The organism is Streptomyces odonnellii (assembly GCF_000981895.1).
GTDB lineage: Bacteria > Actinomycetota > Actinomycetes > Streptomycetales > Streptomycetaceae > Streptomyces > Streptomyces odonnellii.
In genome coordinates, this window is the sequence record NZ_LATD01000094.1 from 1 (window position 1) to 13581 (window position 13581).

Below are 13581 nucleotides of genomic sequence, written 5' to 3' on the forward strand. Positions count from 1 at the left end.
CGCCACCTCTACCCCCTCCTTCGTGCCGCCCCCCAGCTCGCCATCGAGGCAGGCAGCGCCGCACTGACCGCCCTCGCCGTCCTGGACGACATCGACCCCGCACTCCTGGACACCATCGAGTCGCTCTTTCCCTATCCCGAACGCCACGCGGACTTGGACCCCGGCATCGCCGCGTTCACGGTCCGTCTCGCCGAGCACTGGTACTCCCTCAGTGACGATCCGGCTGTGCATGCGAGCATTTCCATGAATCTCGGTCTCCGCTTCTCCAACGCCGGGCTCCATGAACAAGCCGTGAACGAGCAGGAGTACGCGGTGGCGATCTATCGCCGATTGGGCGCCGAGAACGCCGGAGCCCACTCACGTGACCTCGGAGTCTCGCTGTACTACCTCGGGGCCTCTCTGGGGAGCTTGGGGAGAGCCGAGGAGGCTCTGGCGGCGACTGAACAGGCAGTATCCATCTTCCGCCGACTGGCCGAGACAGAACCCCACACCGGCTCTGCCCCTTCCAATCGACAACTCCTCGCTGCCTCGCTGACCAACCTCGGTCTCTGGTTAGCGGCAGTGGGGCGAAGGTCCGAGGGCCTCGTGGCATCCCAGCAGGCCGTGATCCTGGAGCAACTCGACGAGGTCGACACCGGAAGGGAGGCATCGCGTGCGCAATTCCTGCACAACCACGCCAACCATCTTCTGGACGCTGGACGGTCGGCCGAAGCACTGTCGGCAACCGAGCAGGCAGCGGCCACTCGGCAGCGACTCGCCGAAGTCAACCCATCCGCCTACACACACGACCTGGCCGACTCGCTGACCAACCTCGGCAACAGCCTTGCCTCGATGGGCCGTCGGGAGGCGGCCTTGGAAGCGACTGAGCGGGCTGTCGCCCTGTACCGCCGACTGGTCAAGGCGAACCCCGCCGCCTACGAACCCGGCCTCGCCAACGCGCTGAGCAGCGCCGGTGCCGACCTGGCCGCGACAGGACGACTCGCGGAGGCGATGGAGGCGGGAGAGGAGGCTGTCGCCCTGTACCGCCGACTGGTCAAGGCGAACCCCGCCACCCACGAACCCGGCCTCGCCATCTCGCTGTCCAACCTGGCCCAGTGGCGGTTAAGGGTAGGGCGTGCGCCCGAAGCCCTAGAGGTCGCGGAGGCGGCGGTGGCCATCCACCGCCGCCTCTGCGACGTGAATCCGGCGGCTTACGAACCCCGCCTGGCGGACTCGCTCAACCACCTCGGTATGAGTCTGATGATGCTGGGGCGGAGGAACGAATCGGTAACGGCCATGGGTCAGTCGGTGGCCCTATTCCGCCGACTGACACACAACGATGCCCGCTCCTACGAGCTGAGGCTCGGTCGCTCTCTGCACGACCTCGGCCTGCTCTTCAGCAGGTGGGAGCAATGGGCGGATGCGGAGAAGGCCGCTGAGCAGGCCGTGGCCATTCTTCGTCCACTGACCGAGGCGAACCCCACCCCGCATGAGCTCGACCTGGCGAAAGCGCTGACGAACCTCGCTGTCTCTCTGGGCTGGCAGGGCAGATGGGCGGAGGCCATGCAAACGGCTACACAACCGATAGCGCTTTACCTCCGACAGCCCAAGGCACCCGTTGCCGGTCACGAAGGACTTCTCGCCCACCTGCTGACCGGCATCGGTCTCCACCTGGCCAAAACGCACCAGTGGGCCGAGGCACTGGAGGCGTTTACGCACGCTGTATCCGCCCAGCGCCGACTGACCGAGAGCAACCCCGCTACCAGCCCCGACCTCGCCGCTTACCTGCGGAACCTCGGTGGCCACTTGGCGATCGGAGGACGGTGGGGCGACGCAGCGGACGCCGCTGAAGAATCGGTAGAGCTTCTACGCCGACTCACCGCGCTGCACCCCGGCGTTCACGAGCCCGACCTCGCCGCCGCGCTGACCATCCTGAGCCACGCGCTCGGACAGCTCGGGCGTCGGGCCGAAGCGAGGAAGGCGTCCCGGGAAGCTGCAGCCCTCGGCTACCGGCCCCCTCACCGGTGAGAGGCCGGTTTGCGCCTTCTAGCGGCACGGCACTACGAGCGTCCGACCTTGCCCTCGCTTGGCTCCATCCGCAGTGTGACAAATCTGCTGTTGATCATGGAGTCCCCGGGGCCCGGTATGGGTTCGCGCTGTCCAACGCCGGAGTAGCTCCCGCGTCACGGCTCTGCGACGGCCAGCAACGCCTCCGGATCGGAGCAGGGGCAACGACGCCGCGAACCTGATGTACACCCGGACCACGGAGACACGAGAAGCGTTCTGCGTGCGATGTGGCAGCGGCGACACCCGAGTTACCCGCCTTGACCAGACCAGCGCGGAAGGCACCTGCTTCCGCTGCGACAAGCTCTTCCACGCCACACCGAGCCAGGGTTGCGGAAGCTTCCGCATGGACGGCTCCTTCGGTGTTTCCGGCACGCGATTCGAGAACCTCCCAGAGACCGTGAAGTGCTGGGACTGCGGTCACCGCAATCCGCTGCGCGACCCCGGCCCGGAGCAGGCCGCCGCTGGCGCGCTCAGCGCTGCCGCTCGGCGGAGCACGAGTTCGCTCTCGTTGGAGGAGGTGCTGCGGACGGTCAACCCGGTCCTTCGGGGCTAGGCGGTCTACTTCCGCTATGGCGCGTCAAAGAGGACGTTCGCTTACCTCGGTTGGTACACGTGGTGGCGGATGCTCCGATGGATTCGCTACAAGCACCCCCGGATAACCTGGAAACAGTTGCGGCGCCGCTTCTTCGGAGCGGACCGTATCCAAGAAAACGGGCTCGTTCCCTACAACCCGGCGAAGACGAAGGTCGAACGCTACCGCTTTCGCGGAGCGCAGATCAGCACGCCTTACAACATTGACGAGGTCGATCCGGCCGGAGCACGTTTCCGCCGGACCAGCCACGACGATGCGGCCTTCGTCGGCCAAGTCAGTGAATACCTCGCCTGATCCAGCGGATCACGTGGAGAGCCCGTTGCGGGGCCAACTCGCACGGCGGGTTCGGCGGGCGGGGACGGGAAAACCGACACCGGAAACGGTGCACGGCGTCCTGTCCCCGACCCAACACATGGAACTCGACCGCCACGGCGCCGAACTCCTCTTCCAGGTCCTGACCGAACGCGAGGAGAAGAACAGCGTCGCCATCGCCTCCAACGAGTCGTTCGGCGGCTGGACGAAGACCTTCACCGATCCCCGTCTCTGCGCGGCCTCCGCCACCGCGAAGGCGCTGTTGCGGGCGCCCCGCCGCACGGCCTCCTGTACACGCCGCTCCTCATCGTCTGCGGCCATCACACCGCTCCTTCCGCTGCCTCCCACTCCGGCCCGAGGCCGGCCAACGCGGCAAGCTTGTCGGTGGTCAGCTTGGCCCGGCGGTTCTTGGTGTTGCTGAAGCAGGCCGGGCCTTTGCCGCTCGCCACGCTCTGGTTCTCGTCGATGTTGATCTTCTTGGCTTCTGGAACAGCGGCACGGCCCTGACCGCGCTCCTCGACCTGGACATCGGCCGGTCCGGAACCAACCGGAAACTGTCTCTGGATAATTGACACTTGTACCCCCTCGGCGGCTTCTGTCGATGCCCCTGATGGGGTCTGCACAGCGGCCCAAGGGCAGTAGCAATCGGGCTCGAGGTAACGGCCGATCACCACTGACGCCGACCGAGACGACCCAGGCGGGCGAAGCCGTCCTCTGCCCTGCCCGCCGATCGAGGGCGATCCGGGTTAGGCGGTCGTCCAGCGCTGCACTGTCTCTTCGTCGCGGATGAGCCACGTGCCGTCGCCGAGCGGCACGGCAGTGGCTCCCGGTGTCTGCGGGTAGTCGAGCTCGGCGAGGGGCCTGAGTGTGCGGGCGTCGAGGAGGAGGTGGGTGCCTTCCTCCGCCCACTGTTCCTCGGCCGTCACGACCAGAATCCGCTCGTCGTCGACGAAGCCTGGGGTGTAGCCGACGAAGACCCTTTCGTCCGGGAGAACATTGCTGGCCTCGATGATCACGTCGTCGGCGCCGTCTTGTGTGCGGCAGAGGTATCCGCCGCCGACGTCCTGGCTGACCAGCGCCCCGTCCGCGCCGAGGCCGACGTAGGGTTCCTCGGCGGTGCCCGCTGCCCGGACGTCGAGCCCGGCAGCCGTGTAGGCGACCAGGAGGCAGTGAGTGCCGTCCTGGCCCATGGAAGCGGTGAGGAGAACCTCAGGGCGTGCGTCCGGGAACTGCTGGAAGGCATACGCCGCTGAGAAGGACGGCAGGACATGCTCGGCGAGTACCTCGCCGGTGGCCAGGTCGAGGGCGCGGCAGATGTCGCCCGTGGAGAGCCCGTCGGCTCCGGTGGGTCCGGCCATGGTTGCCAGAAGAACACGGCCGGCCGGGTCGGGCGTGCACGCGCCAGCGGCCTCGGGCGAATGCTGCCAGTCCCGGTGGCGGTGCTCCCAGCGGACGGTTCCGTCGGGCTCCTGGATGGTGACGGCCTCCCGGGTGCTCATGGCCGAGGCACCGTCGGGCAACGGCGAGCAGTACAGGCTGGGATCGTCCGGAGCCGGGTCGTTCCACGTGGCGCGGGCAGCGACCACCTGAGAGCGATCGGTGCTGACCCTGTTGGCGGTGATCGTGCCCTCGTGCCGGGTCACGAGCCAGTGTGCGCCGTCGCGCAGGAGCCAGCCGCCCATGTTCCCCAATGCCTCGGTGATGCCGGGCAGGGACTCATGCGCGAGCAGCCGTACGGGTACGTGGGGGTAGTTCATGTGCTCTTCCTAGTCGGTGTCCGGGGTGTAGCGGCTGGGCCAGTAGAACTGCCGCCGGTGGGTGGGTTTGTCGTCACCGTACGTCGGCCCCGCGAGCATGCCCTCGATGCGGATGATGGGGGCGCAGAAATCGGGGCAGACGCTGCGCATGGCCGCGCCGTGGGTGGGCAGCCAGTCGTCCGAGCCTTTGTTGTGCAGGCGGCTGAGGTAGTGGATGATGTTCTGCTCTGCGTGCCCGCCTGGGACCTTGGGCGGTGTCGGGGGAGGTACTGGTCGTTCGGGAGCGGGTAGAGGCCCATCTCCTCGGCCAGTTTCCGCTGGGCGGGGGTCAGCTTGCTCTTGCTCGTCCCGGCGACGATCAGCACGTCCTTCCCCTTGTGACGCGTGGCGATGATGGCGACGGTCTGTCCCTCTTGTCCGCGCTTGGGCAGGACCTGGGAGATCTTGTGTGCCATGTCCTCCAGGTTCTGCATACAGGGCGCCAGCCCGAGGGGATCGGCCTCGGTGGCGGGGTTGGTGACGTAGCCGACGGGGTTGGGGGCGTAGTGGCGAAAGAAGTTGTAGTGGAGACCGGTCTCGGGGTCGGCGTACTGGCCGGGGAAGCGCAGCGGGGTATGTGCCGTGGCGTCCCGGTTCCAGGCGGTGGCGCCCCACTGGGTGGCGCGGCTGCGCCAGGCAGTGGCGCCGGTGTGGTCGACGAGTTCGGTGGGTGTGCCGACGAGGTCGGTGACGATCGCGAAGAAGCGGGCGTCGACGGAATCCTGGTCGCCGCCGGGGTCCTGCGTCGTGCGGCGCTCGGCCTGGGCGATCGGGCGGTGGCCGTCGTACTCCCAGGTCAAGGTGATGCCGGTGGAGGAGTCGGTCTGTTCCGCCAGACGGCTGCCGTCCCAGCTGAAGAGGGTCTCGGCAACGACGGTCCCGTCGGAGGCGTGCCGGCGCTTGGCTGTGCGGCGGCCCAGCGGGTCGTAGCGGTAGGTCCATCGGGTGCCGTCGGGTGTGGTGCATGCGGTCAGCCGGTCGGCCGCGTCCCATTCGTAACGCCAGATGTCCGGCTTGCGGGATATCCGCTTCTTGCGCCGTTCGACGATGCGGCCGGCCGCGTCGTAGGTGTAGTGCAGCGCACCAGCGGATTGCAGCCGGTTGCCGCTGTACGCACGCGGGCCCCGGGACTCGGCGTGGGGGGCCTTGTCGGGCCAGTGGGCGGAGGTCTGATTGCCCTCGCTGTCGTAGGCGTAGGTCTCGGTCCAGCCGCGGGACTCGACGCGCAGGGGCCGTCCGGCCGGGTCAAGTTCGTAATGCCTGCGGTTGCCGGTCAGCCCGTCGGTGACGGTCTCCAGCCAGTCGTTGGCGCGGTAGGCGTAGAGGCGGCGGCTGAGCGTCCGGTCCTGGGCGGTGAGGCGGTGCTCCCGGATCCGGCCCGCGGCGTCGTAGGCGGTGCCGAGGACCACGGGCTGCTCGGAACTGCCGAAGGACCGGGCCACCTCGCGGCCGGTGGCGTCATGGGCGAACGCGATGCCGTGGCTGTCGAGGACTACGTGCGTGCGGTTGCCCGCCTCGTCGTGGGTGAGGCGGGTGGTGGACCCGCCGGGGGTGACCCGCAGGGTCCGGCGCGAGAGGGCGTCGTAGCCGTACCGGCTGGTGCGTCGGTCGACGGTCTCGGCGACGGTGCGGCCCATGGCATCCCACTCAAGGGCGAGGACGGAGTCGGCGGAGTGCGCCTCGGTGAGGCGGCCGGACCGGTCGTAGGCGTAGGTGGTGACGGCGCCCTCGACGTTGCGGGCGATGACGCGGCCGGCGTCGTCCAGGTGGGTGGTGACGGTCTGCCCCAGCGGGTTGGTGCGGCTGTGTCCGCGGCCCGAGGGGTCGTAGCTGTAGTGCAGGGTGCGGCCGTCGAAGTCGGTCTCGGATACCAGGCGTCCCACGGTGTCGTATGTGTAGGTCCAGGTCAGTCCGGCGGCGTTGCGCACCTCGGTGAGGCGCAGTTCGGAGTCGTAGCGGAAGTCGTAGCGGGCGCCGTCGGGACTGGTGCGGGAGGCCGGCTGGTCGAAGTGGGTGTACTCGTAGCTCGTGATGCCGCCGTTGGCGTCGGTCTCGGTGAGGCAGTTGCTCTCCCCGTCGTAGGTCCACCGCTGGGTGGCGCCGTCGGGGCGGGTGTGTGAGGTGAGGTGTCCTTCGACGGTCCACGCGCATGTGGTGGTGGCGCCGTCGGCATCGGTGACGGAGACGGGCCGGCCGAACGCGTCGCGGACCAGGGCGGTCGTCCTGCCCTGGGCGTCGGTGTGGGCGAGGACCATACCGGCCTCGTCGTTGCGGTAGGTCCGACTGTTGCCCAGCGGGTCGGTGACCGCGGCGAGGGCGCCGTTCGGGTCGTACGCGTAGCGGGTGGTGCCCCCGTCCGGTGTGGTCAGGGAGACGTTGTTGCCGCGGTCGTCGTAGGTGCGGCGCCACACGCTTCCGTCGGCGGCGGTCACGACGGTGGGCAGGCCCCGCTCGTTGTACTGCGTGGTGGCGAGAGAGCCGTCCGGCTCGCGTACGGAAGTGGGGTTGCCGTCCTCGTCCCAGGTGTAGGTGACGCTGCGGCCCTGGCTGTCGGTGCGGCTCTGGAGCCGGTCGTAGCGGTCCCAGACCTGGCTGACCGTGTTGCCCAGGGGGTCGGTCTCGGCGATGACCTGGAGGAGGCGGTTGAAACGGAAGACGCTTGTGGCGCCGGTGGAGTCGGTGTAACGGGTAATGCCACCCTCGCTGTCGTAGGAGAAGCGCGATGACAGGAAGCCGTCGGGTCCCACGGTCTGGACCACGCGGCCAGCGGCGTCGTAGACGTACAGGTAGGTGGACCCGTTGCGGTCGGTCCATGAAGTGATGCGGCCAGTGGGGTCGTAGGCGAAGCGCGTCGCCGCACCGGAGGAGTTGGTGACGGCATCGAGGTTGCCGTCCGCGTCGTATCCGTACGACATGACGGTGACCGGGCCCTGCGGGGTGTGCAGACGCAGGGCGCTGATCCGCTTGTCGGCCACGTCCACCTTGACCGTGTAGCCGCCGCTGTGGGACACCCTGGAGGGCGCGCCGTCCGGGCGGCGGGCGAGGACGACGGTGTTGTCGTGGCGGTCCCTGAGCTCGGTGAGCCAGTAGGCCGGGGAGGTGCGGTACGGACTCCCGGTGAACGAGCGGCTGAGCCCCGCGGGTTCGGACAGGGTGTAGGTGGTTTCGTCCTCGTGCACGCCGCCGTGAGCGAGGGCGATCCGCGGTCCCTCGGTGGGCAGAACCCGATCACCGCCGGGCTTCGGGAGCCGGGGGTAGACGAGGCACGATCCGTCGCTGCGCGCCCAAACGACACCCGTTCCTACGGGGTCAGCTTCCAGGCGCTCGTCGAACAGCGAGGACCAGCTGCGGCCGAACCAGTGACCGTAGCGGTACTTCGACAGGTGTGTACGGTCCATGACGAGGGGGAGCACCCCGGGCAGGGAGAGGTCGACCTGCGGCAGGGTCATCTCCCCCGTCACGATGTCGACCGGGTCGGACTTGCACGTCTTGCGGTCCAGCGGGATGGAGTGGCGACGAGCGTCGTCACGGACCTCGCGCAGCCCGTTCGGCCTCGTTCGAGCGCTGTCGCCGTCACCGCGGCGACGGTGATCGCCCGCGCCGCCCGCACCGTCCCGGCCATCGTCATCCCTGCGCTGGCGGGCGAGGCGTTCGCGGGTGTCGTCGTCGTTGTTCTTGTGGTCCTTGGATATCTGCTTGACGGCCTGGGGCAGGGTCTCGCCGACGTGGTCGCCCATGGTCTTGGCCGACTTCACCAGAGCGCCCATGGCCTTCTCGATGACAGGGTCCAGCGCGTCGGCGATGTCGTCCCGGCCCTTGTTGCGGCCCTGGGCCGTCTTCGCCTTCGTCAGCTTGCCAGCGGTCTTGCCGTGGATACCGACGCTCACCAAGTTCAGCCTGGTGCCAGCCTGATCATGCTCGTCGTGCTCGATGTGGAAGCCCTTGCCCTTGGGGCCTACGCCACCACCGCCTCCGGCGGAGGCAAGGTTCATGCCCTCCTTGGCACCCTGGACACCCTGGTCGAAGCCATCCTTCCCTGCCTGCTTCGTCTGGCCGAGGTCCACACCGTTCTGCACGCCCAGCGCGTTCGCCCCCAGTTGGACCACCAGGTCCGCGGCCATGTTCTCCAGCGCCGCCACGGTCGGCTCGGTCATCACCGCCACGATGTGACCGACCGCCTCCTCCATCGCACCCGTGATGAGCTTCAGCAACTGCTTCTTCGTGAAAGCGATCGCACCGGCGCCAAGCAGCGCCGACAGACCACCGGTCACCGGGATCAGCGCCATGGCGAGACCCGTCTGGCCGGCCAGAATGCCGAGCTCCGCAACCGCCTTCCACTTCATGGCCTCAATCGCGCCCGCAGCCATGTCGAGTGCGCCCGCAATCGTCCGGGCCGCAGACACCATGTCCTTCAGGTGCTTGCCCTTGACCTTGCCCCAGTGCTCATTCAGCGCGTCCATCGCCTCGCCGTGACCCGACGACAGCAAACGCTCCATGTGGTTGTTGGCGAGCTGACCGTCGTCGGCGAGGTCGTCCGCGAACTCCCGTAACGCGTCCGCCATGTCCCGATAGGCGTCCTCGTCGACGTTGGGCCAGTTCACCCCCACCAGCTCCAGCAGCGTGTCCGCCCAATCCGGCACCGTGACAGCCATGACCCCGCCCCCGTATCAGCCGTAGATCATCAAGCCAAACAGTCCTATCACGGCCGCAGACCTTGGAATAATCCGTGATGCAGCCAAACCAGCCGACCGACGGGCCGGACGGCGAACTGCTCGCATACATCGGGCCCCAGACGCGGGCGGGCGCGGACTGGACAACCAGGAGCACGGCCATACGGACCTGACCACCCACGAATCTCCAGCCCCCGACCGGACGCGGACGCCATGGAATGGACCATCGACGGCTGGGTGTAGCGGGGAGGAACTAACCGCCGCTGGCGCTGGAACGTCCGTGACGTTCACGCATCCAGTTACCAGATGTGCTCCGCGTCCTCTGGGCAGCCCGTTCCGAGGCTCCGTCGCGGGCTCTGCCGTCAGGCGACACCGTGCCGGTCACCGATGAGGAACTGGCCGCGCTGCCGCTGCCGACCGCGCAGGCGATCGAGATCGCCGCGTTCGTCCCCGCGGACTTGATCGAGAGCTGGCGGGCGGAAATGTGGAGGCCGATCGGGGAGACCGCGGAGCCGGTCCACGACAGCATGCGCACGATGACGTGACGGCAGTAAGGCTGGATCGCCAGCGGCGCACCAGCGGCACGCAGCCGGAAGGCCCACCCTATGTGCGACACCGCCGAGGGAGGCTCGTTCCGACGTCGTGCCCGCAGACACCGCGCACAATCCAACTCCGCCCAGGAGAACGTAATCCCAGCCACGAGCCGTCACCGGGACAAAGCGAAACCCTAGAGCACCATCGAGATCACAAAGCAAGGAAGCCCCTTTCTTGAGCCCCGTGAAGGAGCGCTGTCCGCGTCCCGGCCCGAGCCGCTGCATCTGGCCCGCCTCTCGCTTGGCGGCGGAGCGCGACAGATGGCCAATGCCATAGCGTGAGCACTATGTGGTGTGCGTCACCTCCGGGAATGCGCAGCCGCTACTGCGTCCAACTGAGCTGCGGATCTGCACAACTCAGAGCCTGTGTACCCGCGTTGCTAGAAAAGACGTGCCGGAGAAGCGTCACGCTCGAACACTCTGGTCGCACTACATTCCATCAGTTGCCAAACACCCCTTTCCCAGGCAAGGGCGCGCGAGTGGAAGGCCGATCATGGACACGATGGCGGTGACCTCCCTGATAGCAGGGATCGGCGCCTGTGCAGTACGCCTGTTGCACGTATGGCTGCGTGCGCGGGCAGCCGTGCAACTCGCACGGCTGAGCGAGTCCGGCATCAGCAGCCGGGTCAGAGCGCTGCCGCCCGGCAGCCTCATCTCCGAGCAGCGCGCCGACCGAAGCCAAGTCACCATCCGCATCGGCCCTGCCACCTGCCGACCCGGTGATGCCGATGAGTGAGGCAGGACCAGTCCCGGTGTCACACTTCCAGGCCGGTCCGCTTGTCCAGGCGCCGGCCCCGTCCTCTCCCTCCAGTTCAGAAGCCAGAGCGGACTTCGCTCACCACTACCGCGACCTCATGCCCCGACTGACCGTCTTCGTCATGCGCCACGGCGCTAACGGACACGAAGCCGTCGAAGCCGCGCAAGCCGCATTCGCTCTTGCCTGGGAGAGTTGGGAGACCATTGACCATCCGCAGGCCTGGCTACGCCGCGTCGCTTACCGCCAGCTGCTCAAACAGAGGGGCCAGCGTGAACACACTCACGAGGATCTCCCTGACCAACCTGGCGGCTCATGCCCCGCCGAAACCGTAGAACTGGGAGCCCAGGAAGCCCTTGTGCTGAACGTCCTCGCTTCCCTGCCGATGCGCCAGCGCCAGGCCTTCGCCTGGACATATGACGGATTCTCCCCGCAGGAGACAGCCGAACACCTGGGCATCAGCTCCGAAGCAGTACGACAGAACCTGGCCCGAGCCCGCAAGCACCTCAAGCAGGCCTGGCAACTGATAAAGGAAGGCGCAGAGTGAGCAAGGCGACCCCCACTCCGAAGACCCACGCGGAAGACGACACCGCGTTCGACGACTGGCTGGCCGCCGCCGACACCGCGACGCTCGAACGAGTCGAAGCAGCGATCGACCTTGATGCTGGCTGCGCAGCAATCTTCGCGGCGGCTGTCGTGCCCGAAACCGTCACTGAAGACGACACCGACAACGGGCACTGGGGACACCTCGACACAGCCCTGCGCGAGGCGGCAGACAGCATCGCCCCCTGGCTGGCCCTACGAAGCCTGTTCGTCCTGCCCCACCAACTCGACAAGGCCATCACCACCACACGCACCATGACGGTCGTAGGCCGGGCGTTGCTGCCCGACAGCATGCGCATCCCCTGGGGGCTGGCCTCGGACTTCCTCACAGACTGCAACGCCCACCTGGCCCGACTCAAGCACGGGCTCCTCCGCCGGGACCTCAGCCGCCAGGAAGCCATAGCCCTGCACGATCGCGCCCTCGCGGACATCACCAACTTCCGCGCCGCGTTCCAGCAAGCCCTCTGCACCACCACGCATCCCAAGGCCCATCAGGTCGGCGAACGCCTTGTATCGACCGCGGAAATGCTCGTTGTGTTGCTGAGATGGACGCGCGACAGCATCACCTACATCTTCGAGGACAGCGAATGCCCGACCACAGTCTCCGTACTCTGAACCGGCGAGCGCAGAAGCACGGTCTTGTCTTGGGGTGGATGGAGATTAGAGTCGGTCGCAGTCCTCGCTACTACGAAGAACGGTAGCTGAGGCGTTCTTGGCTGCTGACGACTTCGGTGGCATCGATGATTTCGACGGGTATCCGGATGCGGCCGGAGGCGGGGTATACGTACCTGTAGTCGGTGAACACACCGGTCAGATAGTGCCGGCCACCTTGGAGCAAGACCGACCGAACCGCAGCCCGAGGACCGGCGACAGGCGATCTACGGCAGTCGGTCCGCGTGGTCATGTCGTCAGTTCCGTTACGAGTGTCACGGGGATTTGGCGTGGCGCAGGTCTGGGAGGAGATGGTGGAGCTGGGCTTCTTCGTGTACGGCGAGATTGTTTTGGATCATGGCTGCTGCGAGTTGAGGATCCCAAGGGGTGGGGGTGGCCGGCCCGGCGAGAGGGAGGAGTCGTTCGGCGGGCAACTCGGCCAGCGAGTTGAGGTAGTCGGCAGTGTGCATGCGCCAGGGACGTGCTCCGGCCCGCATTACGCGGCCGGCGATGGCGATGCCGGGCCAGTCGAAGTCGCCGTGATAGGCGACGTCCGCTCCGCCGCTGGTGAGTCGTTGCAGTAGTTCCCATCCGGCTGCGGACGGGTTACCGCTGCCGCACATCAGGATGCCGGGCAGGCCATACCGGGCGGCGGCCTGAAGCACCTGCGGGTTCTCGCAGAAATGCACGGTCGTTCCCGGCGTCGTCAAGGGAGCATCGGGGACGGTGTGCAGTTCTTGCAGGGTCAGATGAGTTACCAGTGCGAGGTCGCGCCGGGTGCGCATCATCTGGGCCCAGGGGTGGGGTCCGGGCGGGGCGAGCCGCCATACCATGACGGTCCCTGACACGGTGTCTGTGCTGACGCCGACCTGTTCCCACAGCAGGCGGCGGCTTGCTGCTGAGCCGGGTGACGGCAGTGTGCAGGCTGCTGCAATGGCCTTGAGGACCAGGATGCCGGTGAGACGGCCCTCGTCGAGTCCGTGGGCGTCGCCGGTCGTGTATGCGGCGAGCTCGCTCAGCTCCCACTGCTTCACAGCTTCTGCTCCGGTGCCGGCCGGGGTGTGAAGGGGTGTGTTCGTGAGTGTGGCGAGGGTGCGTACGGCGCTGCTGAGGGCGGTGGTGGCCGCCTCGATGCCGGCGCGGTGAGGATGCCGGTGCTCCTCAATTCCCCGAGCCAGTCGGCGATCCAGCCCGCGTGGGCCAGGTCTGCATGGGTGAGGTCGGCGTCCAGTTGCTGCCAGAGCGCTGTCCACGCTGTCTGCTGTGCCTCTTTGGCCGACATCCGGTCCTGCAGGGGCTGGCCGGTCAGCTCCGTCACGATGCTGACGAGGCCGCATTGGGCGGCTGATGCCCGCAAGGCCGCGTCCAGGGCGCCCAGTTGGATGCGGCGCAGGCCGGGTTCGAGCCGGGTGCCGAGCAGTCCTCCGAGCCGTTTGGCGCCTTCGGCGTCGAGCTGGGCCTGCACGGTGCCGGTGGGGGCCAGGCGGTTGCGCTCCAGCCGTTTGCGGGCCGCTGTCCACAGCGCGGTGAGGCTGGGGTCGTTGAGGTAGCTGCGGACGGGGGC

At 67.7% G+C, this 13581-nt stretch carries 10 protein-coding genes and 3 pseudogenes; 8 read left to right on the top strand and 5 right to left on the bottom strand.

All coding sequences use genetic code 11. The annotated features are described in order from the left end of the window. From WH07_RS10585 to WH07_RS37385, 4 genes and pseudogenes are all read left to right on the top strand, one after another. Positions 1 to 2007: tetratricopeptide repeat protein (locus tag WH07_RS10585; protein ID WP_157877323.1), on the top strand; the 2007-nt coding region annotated here is incomplete at its 5' end. 259 nt (positions 2008 to 2266) lie between these two features. Further along, positions 2267 to 2599 (top strand): hypothetical protein, encoded by a 333-nt coding sequence (locus WH07_RS10590; protein ID WP_232788809.1) that lies wholly within the window; start codon positions 2267 to 2269, stop codon positions 2597 to 2599. 18 nt (positions 2600 to 2617) lie between these two features. Further along, positions 2618 to 2932 (top strand): annotated as a pseudogene (locus WH07_RS10595) (hypothetical protein); the annotation flags it as partial. A 115-nt stretch (positions 2933 to 3047) separates the two neighbouring features. Then, positions 3048 to 3191 (top strand): annotated as a pseudogene (locus WH07_RS37385) (ATP-binding protein); the annotation flags it as partial. Positions 3192 to 3270: 79 nt separating this feature from the next. Here WH07_RS37385 and WH07_RS39680 read toward each other — a convergent pair. The 3 genes from WH07_RS39680 to WH07_RS10615 all read right to left on the bottom strand — a co-directional run bounded on the left by WH07_RS39680 (position 3271) and on the right by WH07_RS10615 (position 9398). Beyond that, complete coding sequence (locus WH07_RS39680; RefSeq protein ID WP_198533777.1) at positions 3271 to 3624, bottom strand: hypothetical protein; 354 nt, start codon at positions 3622 to 3624, stop codon at positions 3271 to 3273. A 72-nt stretch (positions 3625 to 3696) separates the two neighbouring features. Then, entirely contained in the window at positions 3697 to 4707 is a 1011-nt protein-coding gene (locus WH07_RS10610; RefSeq protein ID WP_046498520.1) for a hypothetical protein, read from the bottom strand. Then, positions 4704 to 9398 (bottom strand): DUF6531 domain-containing protein, encoded by a 4695-nt coding sequence (locus tag WH07_RS10615; protein ID WP_052744323.1) that lies wholly within the window; start codon positions 9396 to 9398, stop codon positions 4704 to 4706. Before WH07_RS10615 ends, WH07_RS10610 begins: the two co-directional genes overlap by 4 nt. Positions 9399 to 9790: 392 nt before the next feature. On the opposite strand from WH07_RS10615, the gene WH07_RS10620 reads away from it, so the two are divergent. From WH07_RS10620 to WH07_RS10630, 4 genes are all read left to right on the top strand, one after another. Next, a complete protein-coding gene (locus WH07_RS10620; RefSeq protein ID WP_157877324.1) occupies positions 9791 to 9961 on the top strand; it encodes a hypothetical protein in 171 nt (56 codons plus the stop codon). A 541-nt stretch (positions 9962 to 10502) separates the two neighbouring features. Beyond that, positions 10503 to 10745 carry a hypothetical protein gene (locus tag WH07_RS39685; protein ID WP_052744324.1) on the top strand — a complete coding sequence of 81 codons (243 nt, stop codon included), beginning with the start codon at positions 10503 to 10505 and terminating at the stop codon, positions 10743 to 10745. A 16-nt stretch (positions 10746 to 10761) separates the two neighbouring features. Further along, positions 10762 to 11310, top strand: a complete 549-nt coding sequence (locus WH07_RS10625; RefSeq protein ID WP_269801360.1) for an RNA polymerase sigma factor — start codon at positions 10762 to 10764, stop codon at positions 11308 to 11310. Continuing rightward, positions 11307 to 11981 (top strand): hypothetical protein, encoded by a 675-nt coding sequence (locus WH07_RS10630; protein ID WP_046498529.1) that lies wholly within the window; start codon positions 11307 to 11309, stop codon positions 11979 to 11981. Before WH07_RS10625 ends, WH07_RS10630 begins: the two co-directional genes overlap by 4 nt. A 311-nt stretch (positions 11982 to 12292) precedes the next feature. Here WH07_RS10630 and WH07_RS41040 read toward each other — a convergent pair whose 3' ends face one another. Both WH07_RS41040 and WH07_RS41045 read right to left on the bottom strand, forming a co-directional pair. Continuing rightward, positions 12293 to 12850, bottom strand: coding sequence for a DUF2399 domain-containing protein (locus WH07_RS41040; RefSeq protein WP_332836350.1), 558 nt, complete (start codon positions 12848 to 12850; stop codon positions 12293 to 12295). A 42-nt stretch (positions 12851 to 12892) separates the two neighbouring features. Continuing rightward, positions 12893 to 13482, bottom strand: a pseudogene (locus WH07_RS41045) (TIGR02679 domain-containing protein); the annotation flags it as partial. Positions 13483 to 13581 lie beyond the last annotated feature (99 nt).